This is a genomic window from Methylobacterium gossipiicola (genome assembly GCF_900113485.1).
Classification (GTDB): domain Bacteria; phylum Pseudomonadota; class Alphaproteobacteria; order Rhizobiales; family Beijerinckiaceae; genus Methylobacterium; species Methylobacterium gossipiicola.
In genome coordinates this window covers 114,009-129,236 of sequence record NZ_FOPM01000007.1, presented here as the reverse complement: position 1 = coordinate 129,236, position 15,228 = coordinate 114,009, and the positions used below count along the sequence as shown (strand labels likewise).

General features: G+C 66.4%; 17 protein-coding genes and 1 tRNA gene. 14 read left to right on the top strand and 4 right to left on the bottom strand.

The window, feature by feature from the left end:
• Positions 1-29 precede the first annotated feature (29 nt).
• On the bottom strand, positions 30-461 hold the full coding sequence (locus BM249_RS08205) for a hypothetical protein (RefSeq protein WP_091970727.1): 432 nt from the start codon (positions 459-461) through the stop codon (positions 30-32).
• Positions 462-603: 142 nt separating this feature from the next.
• On the bottom strand, positions 604-858 hold the full coding sequence (locus BM249_RS08200) for a hypothetical protein (protein ID WP_091970725.1): 255 nt from the start codon (positions 856-858) through the stop codon (positions 604-606).
• 396 nt (positions 859-1,254) lie between these two features.
• On the opposite strand from BM249_RS08200, the gene BM249_RS21195 reads away from it, so the two are divergent.
• From BM249_RS21195 to BM249_RS08155, 9 genes are all read left to right on the top strand, one after another.
• Complete coding sequence (locus BM249_RS21195; RefSeq protein ID WP_143103712.1) at positions 1,255-2,094, top strand: hypothetical protein; 840 nt, start codon at positions 1,255-1,257, stop codon at positions 2,092-2,094.
• 298 nt (positions 2,095-2,392) lie between these two features.
• Positions 2,393-3,172 (top strand): transglycosylase SLT domain-containing protein, encoded by a 780-nt coding sequence (locus tag BM249_RS08190; RefSeq protein ID WP_091970721.1) that lies wholly within the window; start codon positions 2,393-2,395, stop codon positions 3,170-3,172.
• 87 nt (positions 3,173-3,259) lie between these two features.
• Complete coding sequence (locus BM249_RS08185) at positions 3,260-4,528, top strand: tail fiber protein (protein ID WP_091970720.1); 1,269 nt, start codon at positions 3,260-3,262, stop codon at positions 4,526-4,528.
• A 15-nt stretch (positions 4,529-4,543) separates the two neighbouring features.
• Positions 4,544-5,338 (top strand): hypothetical protein, encoded by a 795-nt coding sequence (locus BM249_RS08180; protein WP_091970719.1) that lies wholly within the window; start codon positions 4,544-4,546, stop codon positions 5,336-5,338.
• A 71-nt stretch (positions 5,339-5,409) separates the two neighbouring features.
• The gene (locus BM249_RS08175) at positions 5,410-6,528 is read left to right on the top strand and encodes a hypothetical protein (protein WP_143103711.1); all 1,119 of its coding nucleotides are present in this window, start codon (positions 5,410-5,412) and stop codon (positions 6,526-6,528) included.
• A gap of 65 nt (positions 6,529-6,593) precedes the next feature.
• Positions 6,594-7,415 (top strand): hypothetical protein, encoded by an 822-nt coding sequence (locus BM249_RS08170; protein ID WP_244528644.1) that lies wholly within the window; start codon positions 6,594-6,596, stop codon positions 7,413-7,415.
• Between the two features lie 4 nt (positions 7,416-7,419).
• On the top strand, positions 7,420-7,674 hold the full coding sequence (locus tag BM249_RS08165) for a hypothetical protein (RefSeq protein ID WP_091970717.1): 255 nt from the start codon (positions 7,420-7,422) through the stop codon (positions 7,672-7,674).
• Positions 7,674-8,081, top strand: coding sequence for a hypothetical protein (locus BM249_RS08160; protein ID WP_091970716.1), 408 nt, complete (start codon positions 7,674-7,676; stop codon positions 8,079-8,081). The genes BM249_RS08165 and BM249_RS08160 overlap by 1 nt, the downstream gene beginning before the upstream one ends.
• Before the next feature lie 3 nt (positions 8,082-8,084).
• Positions 8,085-8,447 carry a hypothetical protein gene (locus tag BM249_RS08155; RefSeq protein WP_091970715.1) on the top strand — a complete coding sequence of 121 codons (363 nt, stop codon included), beginning with the start codon at positions 8,085-8,087 and terminating at the stop codon, positions 8,445-8,447.
• A 62-nt stretch (positions 8,448-8,509) separates the two neighbouring features.
• Here the strand turns inward: BM249_RS08155 and BM249_RS08150 are convergent, their stop codons facing one another.
• Complete coding sequence (locus BM249_RS08150; RefSeq protein ID WP_091970714.1) at positions 8,510-8,764, bottom strand: hypothetical protein; 255 nt, start codon at positions 8,762-8,764, stop codon at positions 8,510-8,512.
• Between the two features lie 128 nt (positions 8,765-8,892).
• On the opposite strand from BM249_RS08150, the gene BM249_RS08145 reads away from it, so the two are divergent.
• The gene (locus BM249_RS08145; RefSeq protein ID WP_425284806.1) at positions 8,893-9,348 is read left to right on the top strand and encodes a LexA family protein; all 456 of its coding nucleotides are present in this window, start codon (positions 8,893-8,895) and stop codon (positions 9,346-9,348) included.
• Positions 9,345-10,637, top strand: a complete 1,293-nt coding sequence (locus BM249_RS08140; RefSeq protein WP_091970713.1) for a Y-family DNA polymerase — start codon at positions 9,345-9,347, stop codon at positions 10,635-10,637. Before BM249_RS08145 ends, BM249_RS08140 begins: the two co-directional genes overlap by 4 nt.
• 1,027 nt (positions 10,638-11,664) lie before the next feature.
• Here BM249_RS08140 and BM249_RS08135 read toward each other — a convergent pair.
• Positions 11,665-11,739 (bottom strand) — tRNA-Gln (locus BM249_RS08135).
• Between the two features lie 97 nt (positions 11,740-11,836).
• Between BM249_RS08135 and BM249_RS08130 the strand changes: the two genes are divergently transcribed.
• From BM249_RS08130 to dksA, 3 genes are all read left to right on the top strand, one after another.
• Positions 11,837-12,589, top strand: a complete 753-nt coding sequence (locus BM249_RS08130) for an SDR family oxidoreductase (protein ID WP_091970712.1) — start codon at positions 11,837-11,839, stop codon at positions 12,587-12,589.
• A 121-nt stretch (positions 12,590-12,710) separates the two neighbouring features.
• Entirely contained in the window at positions 12,711-14,330 is a 1,620-nt protein-coding gene (locus tag BM249_RS08125; protein ID WP_091970711.1) for a peptide chain release factor 3, read from the top strand.
• A 433-nt stretch (positions 14,331-14,763) separates the two neighbouring features.
• Positions 14,764-15,183, top strand: a complete 420-nt coding sequence (gene dksA / locus BM249_RS08120; RefSeq protein ID WP_091970709.1) for an RNA polymerase-binding protein DksA — start codon at positions 14,764-14,766, stop codon at positions 15,181-15,183.
• The last annotated feature ends 45 nt before the right edge of the window (positions 15,184-15,228 follow it).

Below are 15,228 nucleotides of genomic sequence, written 5' to 3'. Positions count from 1 at the left end.
GAGGCGGGAGAAGCGATTTGGCGGCCTGCTCATCGTACCGTCTCGCACGTTCCGGTCAGAACCATCGTCAGCCCGACCATGAAAAACACGGGCGTCGTCATGCCCTCCCAGAGCCTGACCCGGAAAAGGTTGGCCGAGGCCATGGACGGAGATGGGCCGGCAACCGCTACGAAATCGTTCTGCGATGACCCTTTCTGCGCGACGTGCCATCGCCACGTCGACGAGCCGACCCGGATCACGCCCGTGGCCGTATCAACCAAGATGCTCTGAAAGGACTGGAAGAGGGCCGTGTCCGTTCGGATCGGCAGCATCCGACCGTCGTTGCTCAGGTCGCGACCTTCGATGGCCTTGCACCGATAGACAGGCTCTTCACCCGCCGTCGCCGGCAGCACCCACCCCACCGCGAGCATGACGGCGGTGAACAGGGCCAGGGTGACGGGGACGGCGAGCCAGCGGGGCATCAGCGGTGCACCGAATGGCTTGGCGAGCGACTCATTGAGGAAAGAGTGATTCAGTGCGCGCGACGGGCGAGCCACGTCACGCCGAAGCCCAGGGCAAGCGCGCCGAGGGCCCAGCCGATCACAAGGTAGGATTGCGGGTCGCTCATCGAAGCCCCCTGAGAATGCTGCGTCCCATCCAATGTAGGACGCCGCTGACCACGATACAAACGAGGGACGTGAGGGCGGTCCGAATCGCCGCCGAGGGGTCTATCGGTCCCGGCAACCTCTGGGCGAAGACGGGCGCCAGTCCGCCTACCGCCAGCACGGCGACGGCCACGCCGTTCACATAGGTCGCGGTCAGCTTCGCGCGCTCATTCGTGACGAGTTTATTGCGCTGATCGAGTTCGTCAGATGCCAATTTATAGCTCCTTTCTGTAGTAAAGAACTCAACTGGCGGTTCTTTCTCATATGAAGGTGCTCACGCTATTCGAGGTCATCGTCAATGAGAAAAACTCTGCAGGGCATCGCACGCCAAGGCCGACGGCCCCGGAAACTTTCCGGACCTCCGATCAATCCGCCGGCTGAACCACCGGCGTCGGCGAGCGCAGGAAGATCAGCATGCCGCCGGCCACGGACAGGCCGAGGGCGGCGGTGACGAGCAGGAAGAACCAACGGGGCATAGTGTCGGCGTAGCACGGCGTTGGGACGGGACGAAGCGGGCGAAACTTTCACACCCATGCGGCTTGACCCAGGATACAGCTTGACCGAGTAGTCGCAATTTAAGATGCTGCCTCTAAGCAATCGATGGTGGCCCATGACAATCGTTGTTACTGTAAAAATCAATGATGGAATAGTTCTGGCCGCAGATAGCGCAACATCATTTTTTAGAGATGATGGTAACGTATTAAAGATTTATAATAATGCCAACAAGACATTTAATCTGGTTAAGGGGCTATCTATTGGTGCGCTGACATTTGGGTCGGGCGGTATTGGGTCGTCGTCAATATCAACTTTGACGAAAGATTTACGACGACGGCTGTCCGGGGAAGATCCTGCCCATCTAGATTGGAAACTAGACCCTAATAATTACACGTTGGAAAGTGTCGCATCGAGGGTAAGAGAATTTTTCTTTGAGGATAAATTTCTATCTGCTTATGGCGACAATCCACCAGACGACTTCATGATGGGATATAAGTTGTGTGGATACAGTTCAGGTGCTGAGCAGCCTGAGCTATGGGACGTTCCAATAACAGCCGAAGGGTTGGTTCCTAAAATTATCAGGGACACGAGTTCCTGTGGAGCGAACTGGGACGGGGAGTATGAGGCAATGGACCGCCTGTTCTTTGGGCTTGGAAGTAATTTCAGGCTGGCGCTGTTAAACCGTGGCCTTCCGGCGGATCAGGTAAATGAGATTTATCTTGGTCTAGCCAGCGAGCTAAGCGCTCCGCTAATTATCCCCGCAATGCCCATACAAGATGCCATTGAGCTGGCGCGTTTTATGGTGGAGACAACCATCCGTTACGTTCGCTTTAACCTGCGTAGTGAGACCGTAGGTGGCCCGATTGAGATCGCGGCAATCACGAAGCACGAGGGCTTCAAATGGGTGCAGAGAAAACTTTTTTACCAGAGCGATCTGAACCCGCCGGCTGGGTAGAAGCCCTGCAGCAAACATTCAGTTCAGGCCGCAAACTCGCGGATCTGAAAAGTCCTGATTTTCGATTCGTCGATTACCCGCATCAGAAGCCAAATCTATCGAACTCAAGCCATGCCCAAAACGCTATCTCCGGTGGGGCTTCCAGCCGACCGACCGAAAGTTGATGGGCAAAAACCTTAGAGCATCTCCCCCTTGACCCGACGGGCGATCCGCCCGAAACAGCCATTGTCCAGCGCCTCGCGCGCCAGACCCGAAGGCCGCTCCGCAAGGGCGGCCTTTCGCGTTCCCGGAGACCGCCATGCCGTTCGATCCCAAGGTCGCCTCCGCGATTGAGGGGGCGGCCCAGCGCTACGGGCTCGCCCTCGCCTATCCCGGCTACATGGAGCGGATGGCCGGCATCGAGAGCAGCGGTAACCCGGCCGCCTATAACCCCTCGGGTGCCGCCGGCTTATTCCAGTTCATGCCGAAGACAGCCTCGGCTTACGGCCTCGCCAACCCCTACGACGCGGCCGAGGCGTCCGACGCGGCGGCCCGGTTGACCCTCGATAACGCCAAGGTGCTGCGGCGCGCGCTCAATCGTGAGCCCACGGCCGGCGAACTCTATCTCGCGCATCAACAGGGCGCCGGCGGCGCCTCGAAGATTCTCACCAACCCCGATGCCTCGGCTGCTTCCCTGGTCGGCACGAAGGCCGTTACGCAGAACGGCGGCTCGGCCGGAGAGACGGCGGCCCAGTTCGGCGGCCGGTGGACGGGCAAGTTCGATGGCTCGGGCCCCGCCATGTCGATGCCCGGCGAGGTCGCGCCCACCACGGCCCGCGCGCCCTTCGATCTCTCCGGCCCGGCCTCGAGCGCCGCGCCGGCGCCGACGATGCCGGCCGAAGCCCCGAAGACCGATAACGGCCCGGACCTCGGCTCGATCATGAGGCTGTTGAGCGCTTCGCAGGGCGCGGCGGCACCTCAACCCGGCGCCGAAGCCGCACCGGCGCCGGCTTTACCCGCCCCGCAGCCAGCACCAGCGCCGCGCCCGGCCGCGTTCGACGCCACGAAGTTCCTCAGCCTGCTGCCAACGCGGCGCTGATCCGCCCATCCACGCCCTCCCGCTCGGACCGACCCGGACGTCTTGCGTCATCGGGGCCGTACGCGCGCGCCTGCCTCGGGATGCTCCATGACCGGCCTCATCGACTTTTCCAGCGACGCGGCCTCGAACGATCTCGCCGCCCCTCCGATTCTCTGGATCGAAGGCCAGCCGGCCAAAACCGTGAACAACTCGATGCGGGAGGTCATGGCGGCGTTGGCCCGCTGGCGGGACGACAACGCGGGCGCCCTCCTCGCTACGCGCGGTGCCGGCGACGCCTACACGGTCTCCACCGGTCAGATCTTCAACGCGGCGAGCGCCGCTCGAGCGCACACCCTCTCGTTCAACGTCTCCGCGCTCAACGAGGGACCGGCGACCCTCTCGCTCGACGGGCAGGCCGCGCTCCCGCTGCGCCGGCCGGGCAACATCGAACTCGGCCCCCGCGATCTTCGCCCCGGCATCGTCTACCGCGTCGTGCGCTCGACCACGGCGCCGGTCTATCTCATCGTCGCGCCCACCTTCGCCGAGTGCGGCACCGTCTCGGCCTTCGCCTCCCCGGCCGTCCCCGAAGGCTGGCTGATCTGCGACGGGCGATCCCTGTCGCGGACGGCCTATGCGGCGCTGTTCCTGCTGATCGGCACATCCCACGGCGCCGAGAACGACAGCACGTTTCGGATTCCCGACCTGCGCGGGCGCACGATCTTCGGCCTCGATAGCGGCGCCGGCCGGCTAACGGGCGCGGGCGGCCTCGGCGGCGACCTCGGTAACGTGGGCGGGTCGCAAACCGTCACCCTGACGGAGGCACAGCTTGCCCCTCACGGTCACGGGGGCTCGACCGGCAACGCGGGTGGGCACGACCACGGCGGTTCGGTCGTGGCAAGCGGCCAGCACAGCCATGGCGGCGGAACGGGTGCGGCCGGCGCCCACAGCCACACCGGCGCGACCAGTGCAGCCGGCGCCCATAGCCACACCGGCACGACCGAAGTGGGCGGCGCTCACATTCACCCCATCGGCTACAACCGCGTCTCGATCTACCAGACCGGCGGGTCCGGGGTTGCCGTCGCGAGCATCTACCCCGGCGTGGTGAACGCGGGCGGCGCCACCGACAGCGAGGGGACCTCCTCGGGGCAGCACCAACATTCGCTCACGACGTCGGGCGTTGGCGACCACGCCCATTCGCTCACGACAGACAGCGTCGGCGATCACGCTCACTCCATCGCGCTCGATGGCCAGCACGCCCACGGAATCCCCGCCGTTGGCGACCACGCCCATTCGCTCACGATCTCGGCGGCCGGCGGTGGGCAGGGACACCCGAACGTCCCGCCCGGCCTCGTGCTGACCCTCGCCATCAAAGCCTGACCGGAGAACTGATCCATGGGTGTCCTCGACTGGTCGGTGGTCCCGGCCCAGAACGCGATCACCGACCCCGCGATTCCCGCCCGCGACGGCGCGTCCGCTCGGGAGTTTCCCGGTCAGTCGCGCGGCATCATGGCGGGGGTCGCGGCCCTCGCCGCGGATCAGGGGGGCGCCCTGGTCTCGACCGGCACGGACAACGCCTATGTTGTCGCGACGCTGTCGGGCGTCACCACGCCCCAGGCCGGAACCACAATCTCGTTCTGGGCTGATCGCGACAATACCGCTTCGCCATCCCTCAACATCGACGGAACCGGGCCGAGGCAATGGCTCAACGGGGACGGTGTCCCCTTGCCGGCGGGCTCGATCCGGAAAGGGGTCCTCTACACCGTCGCGTGGTCGTCCGCGCTGGTCGGCTCGGCGCCGGCCTGGCGTCTCGTCTCCGGCGGCAAGCAGATCGCCGCGGTTTCCGACGTTCCCGGGCTTCCCACGGCGTTGAGCGGAAAGGCGAGCCTCGGCCATACCGCCGCGCCCGATGCCGATTACCAAGCCCTCGTCACCGACGTGCAGATCGGTTTCCCGGTCCTGACGGCCGCGCGCACGGTCTACTTCCCCGACGTGGACACGTACCCCCTTGGTCAGGATTTCGTCGTCGCCGACGAGTCGATGCAATGCTCCCCGGACAGGCCGATCATCATGGCGCCGGGGCCTGGCACGAATGATCAGATCGGCGACGGCACGCCCATCGCCATCACTGCGCCGAACCAGGGCCTCCGCTTTCGTCGAGGTCGCGCCAATCTGTGGATCCTCGTCTGATGAAGTCCCTGTGCATCCCCTCCGCTGCGGCAATCATGATCGCAGTCGGCCCGGCCTCGGCCTTCGACCGCGTGCTGCCGGCCCCGCGCATCAAGGACAACGGCGACATCCGTCTGTCCGATGATGTCCGGATCGGTCGCTTCCAGGGTGGACGCTACAACGCCACCCCGGATTCGATGACGATCCAGTCCCTGAAAGCCCCGGCATTTTCCGAGGCGTCCGGCGTACTCGGTCGCGGCATCATCTTCGACAGCGGCGGAAGCGTCGACACGCCGACCACCTTCACGATGCCGACGGACAAGCAGTTCGACTACATGGGGTGGCGCCAGACCATCCAGCAGACCGGCGGCTCGAAGGTCTCGTGGCTGGACTTCGACCTAGTCGTCAACGGCGGACGCGCCGACGCGCCGGGCGTTCCGGGCTCGAACGCCTACTTCCACATCGGCAACATCACGAACAACGGCCCCGGCACCGTGGCGGGCTCCTATTCGCGCGTCACCATCGGGACCGACAACACCGGCGGCAACGCGATTGCGTTTAAGGGCGGCGTCTCGACACGTCCCGGTGCCGGCACGACCGCCGGCTTCCAGATGTCGGTGGACAGCACCAGCGCCAGCAAGCCGGTGGATTTCGGGTACTACCTTCAGTCCAACAATTATGGCGGCTTCGGCTATGGATCGGTCAATTATGGCTTCCTTGCCATGCAGAACGTCCATGTCGAGCAAGCCCTGATCCAGGGCTTTGCAGGCGGAGCGGGTGACGCGCTTCGATGGTTGTCCGTAGACGGCACCACCTATCTCGCCCGCATCGACAAAGCGGGGGCCGCCTCGTTCACCCGTCTGGATATTCCGAACGGCCCCACGCTTCGATCTGACCGGCTCACGATGCCGGCCCAGGGCATCGTAAGCCTGCCCAATGCCAACCGGGAGTTCCAATTTCAGGGAGTGGACGCCGGAGACCGCGTCCGCGTGACGGCCGGCGGCGTGGGCGAGGTCATCTCGCTCGATGCCAACCAAAACCTCGGCGTTGCCGGGTTCACGGACCGTCAGGGTGCCACCAAGTCGATCCTCATCCCGAACGGCACATGCGCCACGGCGGCGCCGACCGGCGGCGGTGTCCTGTGCGTCGAGGGTGGTGCGCTGAAGTATCGGGGTTCCTCCGGCACGCTGACGACCATCGCACCGCCGTAGCCCGCCCGCCGCGCCGCCTCCGGGACGTCTCCGGGCCGCCTGCTCCACGCGTGAAGGGTGCCGCGATGACGCCCTTCCTCGCCGCCCTGTGCGGCCTTTTCCTCCTGTGCGAAACCGCTCCCATGCCCCTCGATATCGACCGCGCAGCATTCTTCGACGCCGTGCGCCGCTCCCCCTTTGCCGGGCACCTGACCCAGCCCCAAGTCGACGGCATGGGGGCGATCCTCACCGCCTGCCCGGCATCGGTATCCATCGACGCGGCGGCCTACTGCCTCGCCACCACCTTCCACGAGACGGCTCGCACCATGCAGCCCATCGAGGAGTTCGGCCGGGGCAAGGGGCGGAAGTACGGCCCGACCGGCTTCTGGGGGCGGGGCTACGTGCAGCTGACCTGGGAAGTGAACTACGCCAAGGCGACGAAGCGCCTGCGCAGCCTCGGCATCCTGAAAGCCTCCGAGGATCTGGTGAAGACGCCCAACCTCGCGATGCGCCCCGACGTGGCGGCCGCGATCCTGTTCTACGGCATGATCGAGGGCTGGTTCACGGGCAAGAAGCTCGGCGACTATTTCGCTCCCGGCCGGGCCGATCCGGTCGGTGCCCGGCGCATCATCAACGGCACCGACTGCGACAAGCTCATCGCCGGGTATCAGGCGCAGTTCCGGGCGGCGCTGCTCTCCTCGGTACGGCTTCCGGTCGAAGGATCGGTCCCGAAACCGCCCGACCCGCTGGCGCCGATGACGGCCCGATCCGCCCCCGAGACCACGTCCAAGCCCGCCCTCACCGGCGGGCTTCTTCGTTCCGGGGCCCAGGCGACCGGCACCGCCACGCGCGGCCTGCTCAACGGGCTCTTCTCCGGCATCCACAACGCCCTGGCGCGGAAGGTCTGACCCGATGGACATGCTCAAGCGCGCCAACGCCCGGCTGGCCGGGCTCCGGCTCTACCTGCTCGCCTTCGTCTTCACCCTGCCCGACGTCCTGGCGGCGCTGGTCGGCTTCGACTGGTCGCCGCTTCTCCCGACCGGGCATGAGGGCCTCGGCGTCCGGATCGGCGCCGGTATCTCCCTCGCGCGGCTGGTGCTCGTCCCGGTGCTGAAGGGGATTCGGGACGCGGCCCGCCGGACCGGACCGGACGGGGACCCACGCTGATGGAATGGTTCCTCAACCCCGTCGGCAAGATCGCCGGGCTGTTCGGCTCGGGCCTCATCAAGGTTCTGGGCAACAGCGTGCTCGCGCCGATCCTCAAGACCCTGGAGAACGGGCAGAACGCGCAGAGGGACGTCGCGGTCTCCATCGTCCAGGCCGAGATGTCGGCGAACCAGGCCAAGGCCGCCATCGCACCGGCGTTCAAGGGCCTGATCTACGGCATCGGCATCCCGCCCGCGATCCACTTCGGCGCCCTGTGCCTCTCGGCGACCTTCGATCTCGGCTGGCCCGTGAAGGATCTGCCGGCGACCTACGTGCCCATCGAGGCGACGGTCCTCACGGCGTTCTTCGTCTCCTCGCCCCTCACCACGCTGGCCCGGGCCGGCGCGGCCCGCCTGCTGAAAGCCTGAGCCATGGATTCGTCGTTCCTCTCGGCCGGCCCGCTTTCCTGGGCGCAGATCCTCGCGTTCGGCCTCTTCGTGGTCGCGCTGCTCAAAGGGTACGACTGGATCGCGGGCAAGATGCGCGCCGGCACGAAGGACGCGGTCTCGCCACTCACCATCGACATGGCGGCGGTGAAGATCCAGATCGCCAGCCAGGCCGAGGCCCTGAGCGCGTTCAAGATCGAGGTCGCGCAGAAATACGTGACCAGCGACGTGATCACCCGCCTCGAGAGCCGGATCGACGGCATGGTGTCCTCAGTTCGTGAGGAGATGCGGGCGACGCGCTCCGAGGTGATCGAGGCGGTTCTGAACGGGCGCGCCCCGCACCGCTGATCCGCCTACCCTTCGCCGTCCGCATCGCGCCCCGGGGCTTCGGCTCCGGGGCTTTCGTCGTTTTAAGCGCCCTGCAGGCTCTCGGCGAAATCCTCCGGCACCTCGCCGAACTGTCCGAGGATCGTCGCCGCCTTGAGTTCGCCCGTCTCGTCATCCGCCACCACCTTGAGCGCGGCTGTGCCCGGCATCCGCGCAGCCATGGCTTCGGCCTTTTTCAGGGCACCGCTTTCCGTAGGTGACACCTCACGGTCGCCCGGCACCAGCCGCTTCCGCTTGATCACGAACGTCTGCACCAGGAACGTCGATTTCATCGCCATCTGACCGTCTCCATACACAGGCGTCACCGGGCGCCGTCCCCGCTATCCACACGCAGCATTCACGAGCTTGACCGTGGAACCGAACGCGCGCTTGTTCTCTTTCTGTTCTAACACGAAAGGAACGCGTGGTGGGCCTTTTTCAGGTCGCGGAGCTTGTGCGGGACGGGGACAATCTCGTCCGCATCCCCATCATGGGGCAGGCGCTCTGCGCCGGCTTCCCATCGCCGGCCGATGACTTCTTGGAAGGCGCCCTGGAGCTGCCGCGCTGGCTCGCGCCGAACCCGCCCGCGACCTTCGCTTGGAACATCTCGGGCGATTCCATGCGGGCGGCCGGCATCTTCGACCGCGACCTCGCGGTGGTGGACCGCAGCCTGAAGCCCGGCAACGGTAGTGTGGTGGTGGCCGCCATCGATGGCGAGATGTCGGTGAAGCGCCTGCGCATCGAGGGCAACGTCGCCCGCCTAGCCTTCGAGAACCCGGACCTCCCGGCCTTCGCAGTGGAAGAGGCGGCCGAGGGCGAGATCTGGGGCGTGGTCCGGTTCTCGATCCGCTGGCACATCGCCCGCGCCGGCCTCGTCCGATGAGCCGCGCCATCGCGCTGATCGACGGCAACAGCTTCTACTGCTCATGCGAGCGGGTGTTCGATCCGAAGCTCGCCCGCGTGCCGGTGATCGTGCTGAGCAACAACGATGGATGCGCCATCGCCCGTACCGCCGAGGCCAAGGCCCTCGGGATCAAGATGGGCGATCCGTTCTTCAAGATCCGGGAGCAATGCCGCCGCGAAGGCGTGCGCGTCTTCTCCTCGAACTACACCCTGTACGGCGACATGAGCGCTCGCACGAACGCAGTCTATCGCGATTTCACGCCCCGGGTCGAGATCTACAGCATCGACGAATCGTTCCTCGACCTGTCCGACGTCCACCCGGATCTGCGTGTCGAGCTCGCCCGCGATCTGCGCGCCACGGTTCGGGCCTGGACCGGCATCCCGACCTGCGTCGGCATCGGCGCCACGAAGACCCTGGCGAAGCTCGCCAACCACATCGCCAAGACTATTCCGGAGTTGGGGGGCGTCTGCGACCTCACCGACCCGGTGGCCTACGATCACTGGCTCTGCTGCACCTCGGCCTCGGAGGTCTGGGGCGTCGGCCGGGCCTCGCTTGCCAAGATCACCGCCATGGGCGTCGACAGCGTCGCGGATCTGCGCGACCTCGATCCCCGGCCGGTGCGCAAAGCCATGACGGTGGTGGGCGAGCGCATCATCCACGAGCTGCGCGGCGTGTCGTGCCTGCCCCTCGAACTCGTGCCGGCCCAGCGCAAGGGCTGCGCCGTCACCCGCTCGTTCTCCCGCCGCGTCGAGGACCGGGCTACGGTGGAGCAGGCGGTGGCCGCCCATGCGACGCGGCTCGGGGAAAAGCTCCGGCGCGAGGGCCTGGGCACCGACCAGCTCACGGTCTTCTACCACACCTCGACCCATGACCGGGGCGACCCGATGCGATCGGTCTCCACCACCGTGACGCTACCAGAGGCGACGAACGACAGCCTCGTGCTGATCCAGGCGGCGCAGCTCGGCGTCGCCCGGACCTGGCGCGAGGCGCCGGGGGATCGGCCGTGGCGCTACAGCAAAGCCGGGGTCATCACCACGGACCTGATGCCGCTCGCGGCCTCGCCGCGTGCCCTGATCGGCCGCCTCGACCGTGAGCGCAGCGGCCCGCTGATGGCGGCGATGGATGCCTGCAACAGCCGGTTCGGGCGGGGGACCGTGGTGCCGGCACGGGCAGGGCTCACCGAGAAGCGGACGTGGTCGACGAAGTTCGAGATGCGCTCGCCCCGCTACACCACGCAGGTGGCCGAGTTGCCGACAGCGCACGCGTAACGACAAGGCGAGCGTATCCATCATCGGCCACGCAACCAGAGCGGCACCCATGAAGCCGAAGGCATGACGAAGTGGGCCTAGCGGCGACCAGGGCTGATTCCAGCCGCCGCCCCGGGATTGTGGCCCTTAGTGCCGCTGCACTGGGCCGTCTTCTGGCTCAAAGTTACGCGCGATCACTCGCCCGATTTGAAGCATCAACTCCCGCATCTGTTGGATGAGGTGCGGATCACCGATCCGGAATATTTCCTCGGCGAGCGCAAGAGTACACTCCCCCAATCGCTCCCGCGTTTCTGCATCTAAACTTATTGGCTTGCGTCTATCCGACATGCCGCCAGTCCTTGCTTTAGAGTTACCGCACTTGAAGTTTGCGGAACCCTCTGACTGACAGGCTAGCGGTTGAATTTTCCTCGGTTCAACATTGCCAGTCAGCGCAGGAATCACCGATCCGAGCCTTTCACCCCGATTTGATCCGCCCGTCCCTCGCGGCGGGCAATCTCTACCGCAACGCGGCTCCAAAACCGGTCTTCAGTGAACCGATGGACCGCACGCTCCATACGAGGCTGTTCGCGTGCGACGCGGTAGGCCAATTCACCATGGACGGGAGAGTCGGTCGGTGGCCTTGCCCGCGACCTCGAAGCGGAAATCGCCACGAAGTCGTGTCGTGAGTCCGGGCGATCCGGCCATGTGCGTGCCCAGGTGAGGGTCACCGCCACCACGTCAGCAAAGCCGTGATCCCCAGCGCCATCAGAACCCAACCCACGAAGACAACGCCCATGGCTCGCAGAGCCTTGCGATGGCCGGCTCGGGTTTCGGGGGAGGGGGCACGATTCGTCATGGGGGAAGGCTACGTGGGATCGGATCGGGTTTGTAGCAGCCCGATCCCGCCGACACCGCACGCAATCGCGGCGACGCATGGCGATTCCGCGCCGCACAGACTGTGCCGACTCTTGTGCGTCCGGAAAACACGGTCTGTTCCGGTGTGGCCGATTTGTCTGCCGGTGTAAGTGCCCGTTTCCCTAGGGGAAATTGGCTGGGGCGCCAGGATTCGAACCTGGGAATGGCGGTACCAAAAACCGCTGCCTTACCACTTGGCGACGCCCCATCGCTGCTCAGGCCGGTGGTGTCTAGACGCAGTCGCGGAGGCTGGCAACAGGGGAAGCGCGGCTTTATCAGCGGGGCAGGGTGGGGGCAGGTGGCGGATGACGGGACGGATCGCGATGGTGACCGGGGCCGGGTCGGGGATCGGCCGGGCGGTGGCCCTGGGGTTGGCGGGGGCGGGCTATGCCGTGGTGCTGGCCGGGCGCAGGCGGGACCGGCTCGAGGCCGTGGCGGAGGTCGTGCGGGCACGGGGCGCCGAGGCGCTGCCCGTCGCCACCGATGTCGCCGATGCGGATTCCGTGGCGCGGCTGTTCGAGCGGACGCGGGACGCCTATGGCCGCCTCGACGTGCTGTTCAACAATGCCGGGGTGTTCACGCCGGGCGTGCCCGTCGACGAAGTCAGCCTCGCCGATTGGCGCGCCAGCCTCGACGTAAACCTCACCGGCGCCTTCCTGTGCACGCAGGGCGCGTTCCGGCTCATGAAGGCGCAGGATCCGCGCGGCGGGCGCATCATCAACAACGGCTCCATCGCGGCCCAGGTGCCGCGCCCGAATTCGGCGCCCTACACGGCGACGAAGCACGCCATGACGGGGCTCACCCGCGCCACCGCGCTGGATGGCCGCGCCCACGACATCGCCTGCGGCCAGATCGATGTCGGCAACGCCGCGACCGAGATGACGGAGGCCTTCGTCCACGGCGCCCGGCAGGCCGATGGCAGCCTCCGCCCGGAGCCGGTGATGGATGCGGACCATGTGGCCCAGGCCGTCGTCTACATGGCGGGGCTGCCGCTCTCGGCCAACGTCCAGTTCATGACCGTCCTGGCGACGAAGATGCCGTATATCGGCCGGGGCTGACCTCGCGCGCGCTTTGCGCTCGGGGTCGGAAACGCCTACTAGAACCCCATCCCTCCGGCCCGCCGCTCCCGGCGCAGGCCGTCCGCTCCCCGTGGCGGACACCGGAACGCCGTTGCCCGCCATGCTGATGCAGACCGAAACCAAACCCGCCGACACGAAGAGCGACCCCGTCGCCCGGCGCCGCACCTTCGCGATCATCTCACACCCGGATGCAGGCAAGACCACGCTCACGGAGAAGCTGCTGCTGTTCGGCGGCGCCATCCAGCTCGCCGGCGAGGTCAAGGCCAAGCGCAACCGCGTCTCGACGCGCTCGGACTGGATGGGCATCGAGAAGGAGCGCGGCATCTCCGTCGTCACCTCGGTGATGACGTTCGAGTACGGCGACTGTGTCTTCAACCTCCTCGACACCCCGGGCCACGAGGATTTCTCGGAGGACACCTACCGTACGCTGACGGCCGTCGATTCGGCGGTCATGGTCATTGACGCCGCGAAAGGTATCGAGGCGCGCACGCGAAAACTGTTCGAGGTCTGTCGCCTGCGCGACATTCCCATCGTCACCTTCGTGAACAAGCTCGACCGCGAGGCCCGCGACCCCTTCGAACTCCTGGACGAGATCGAGAAGGTGCTGGCGCTGGACGTCGCCCCCGTGACCTGGCCCATCGGCCGGGGCCGGAACTTCGCCGGAACCTACGACCTCGGCAACGGCCGGGTGCGCCGCCTCGACGCGGCGGACGACGCCGGCACCGTGCCGGTGACGGGCATCGAGGATCCGCTGTTCGATCAGCTGCTGACGGAGAACGGCGAGGCCGCCACTTGGCGTGAGGAGGCGGAACTCGCCGAGACCGGCCTCAAGCCGTTCGACCTGCAGGCGTTCCGCGAAGGCCATCTCACGCCGGTGTTCTTCGGCTCGGCCCTGCGCAATTTCGGCGTGCGCGACCTCATCGACGGGCTCGCCCGCTTCGCCCCGCCGCCGCGCGGCCAGGACGCCGACAAGCGCCTCGTGGAGCCCACCGAGCCGAAGATGACCGGCTTCGTGTTCAAGATCCAGGCGAACATGGACCCCAACCACCGCGACCGCATCGCCTTCATGCGGGTGTGCTCGGGGCGGCTCAACCGGGGCATGAAGGCCAAGCTCGTGCGCACGGGCAAGCCCATGTCGCTCTCGGCGCCGCAATTCTTCTTCGCCCAGGACCGCGCCATCGCGGACGAGGCCTTCGCGGGCGACGTCGTCGGCATCCCCAACCACGGGACGCTCCGCATCGGCGACACCCTGACGGAGGGCGAGGAGATCGTGTTCCGCGGCGTGCCGAGCTTCGCGCCCGAGATCCTGCGCCGGATCAAGCTGACCGACGCCATGAAGGCCAAGAAGCTGAAGGAGGCCCTGCAGCAGATGGGCGAGGAGGGCGTCGTGCAGGTGTTCCGCCCGCATGACGGCTCCCAGGCCATCGTGGGCGTGGTGGGCGCCCTGCAGCTCGACGTGCTGAAGGAGCGGCTCCAGGCGGAATACGGCCTGCCCATCGACTACGAGCCGACCCGGTTCTCCATCTGCCGCTGGATCACGGCCGACAAGGAGAGCGACCTCGACAAGTTCATCGGCAGCCACGGCTCGGCCCTGGCGAGCGACCTCGACGGGGCCCCGGTGTTCATGGCCACCACGGCGTTCTCGCTGCGCTACGAGGAGGAGCGCGCGCCGGACGTGCGGTTCTCCGATATCAAGGACTACCAGAAGCGCGCCGCCTGAACGGGCGTCTTACCGGCCGCATTCGATGGCCTCGGATCGACCCGATGCGGGGCGGTCCCCCCTCCTTCCAGGAGAGGGGATCCGCGCTCGCCGGAAACCGAGGGGATCATCCGAAAACGGTATCTCGAAACGGTCTCCTGGGGGGCCGCGTCCGCCATCGGGGCCTTCGGCCCGGACGATCGCCGGGTCCGACGGGCCGACGCCTCGGAACGGATGCGGGATCGTACGGGGAGGGGAGGCCCCTTGGCTTTCGGCGACCACCGGATGCGGCGCAACGAAGGCACAGCCGTTGCGTGTTTGCCGCATCGCTGGCGGCATCGGTTACGATCGAGCCGGCCTGTGGTTTGGGTGCGTTGTCCTGGGCCGATCCCTGCCGTATAGCGGCGCAAAATATCGCCGCAAACTGGCCGCGACAGACTTGCGAGGGGCGTGAATGGCGAAGATCACACTCGAGGACGGCTACGTACCCAGTGAGAGCGAGCCGTTCATGAACGAGCGGCAGCGTGAGTATTTCCGGCGCAAGCTCCTGGGCTGGAAATCCGACATCCTGCGCGAGGCCCAGGATACCCTCGTGGCCCTCCAGAGCGAGAACGAGAACCACCCGGATTTGGCCGACCGGGCTTCCTCCGAGACCGACCGCTCCATCGAATTGCGGGCCCGCGACCGCCAGCGCAAGCTGACGGGAAAGATCGATGCCGCCCTGGCCCGGCTCGAAGAGGGAAGCTACGGCTATTGCGAGGAGACCGGGGAGCCGATCTCCCTGAAGCGCCTCGATGCCCGCCCCATCGCCACCCTGTCCCTCGAGGCCCAGGAGCGTCACGAGCGCCGAGAGCGGGTGTATCGCGACGATTAGAGTTTTCCGATCGCCGGCCCGGCCTCCACTTCGGTGGACCATGTT

Excerpts from the sequence above, each read along its gene's own strand:
- BM249_RS08170 (WP_244528644.1), top strand. The coding sequence starts at position 6,594 with ATGACGCCCTTCCTCGCCGCCCTGTGCGGCCTTTTCCTCCTGTGCGAA.
- BM249_RS21195 (WP_143103712.1), top strand. The coding sequence starts at position 1,255 with ATGACAATCGTTGTTACTGTAAAAATCAATGATGGAATAGTTCTGGCC.
- BM249_RS08155 (WP_091970715.1), top strand. The coding sequence starts at position 8,085 with ATGGATTCGTCGTTCCTCTCGGCCGGCCCGCTTTCCTGGGCGCAGATC.
- dksA (WP_091970709.1), top strand. The coding sequence starts at position 14,764 with ATGGCGAAGATCACACTCGAGGACGGCTACGTACCCAGTGAGAGCGAG.
- BM249_RS08140 (WP_091970713.1), top strand. The coding sequence starts at position 9,345 with ATGAGCCGCGCCATCGCGCTGATCGACGGCAACAGCTTCTACTGCTCA.
- BM249_RS08190 (WP_091970721.1), top strand. The coding sequence starts at position 2,393 with ATGCCGTTCGATCCCAAGGTCGCCTCCGCGATTGAGGGGGCGGCCCAG.
- BM249_RS08130 (WP_091970712.1), top strand. The coding sequence starts at position 11,837 with ATGACGGGACGGATCGCGATGGTGACCGGGGCCGGGTCGGGGATCGGC.
- BM249_RS08150 (WP_091970714.1), bottom strand. The coding sequence starts at position 8,764 with ATGGCGATGAAATCGACGTTCCTGGTGCAGACGTTCGTGATCAAGCGG.
- BM249_RS08205 (WP_091970727.1), bottom strand. The coding sequence starts at position 461 with ATGCCCCGCTGGCTCGCCGTCCCCGTCACCCTGGCCCTGTTCACCGCC.
- BM249_RS08125 (WP_091970711.1), top strand. The coding sequence starts at position 12,711 with ATGCTGATGCAGACCGAAACCAAACCCGCCGACACGAAGAGCGACCCC.
- BM249_RS08180 (WP_091970719.1), top strand. The coding sequence starts at position 4,544 with ATGGGTGTCCTCGACTGGTCGGTGGTCCCGGCCCAGAACGCGATCACC.
- BM249_RS08160 (WP_091970716.1), top strand. The coding sequence starts at position 7,674 with ATGGAATGGTTCCTCAACCCCGTCGGCAAGATCGCCGGGCTGTTCGGC.
- BM249_RS08185 (WP_091970720.1), top strand. The coding sequence starts at position 3,260 with ATGACCGGCCTCATCGACTTTTCCAGCGACGCGGCCTCGAACGATCTC.
- BM249_RS08165 (WP_091970717.1), top strand. The coding sequence starts at position 7,420 with ATGGACATGCTCAAGCGCGCCAACGCCCGGCTGGCCGGGCTCCGGCTC.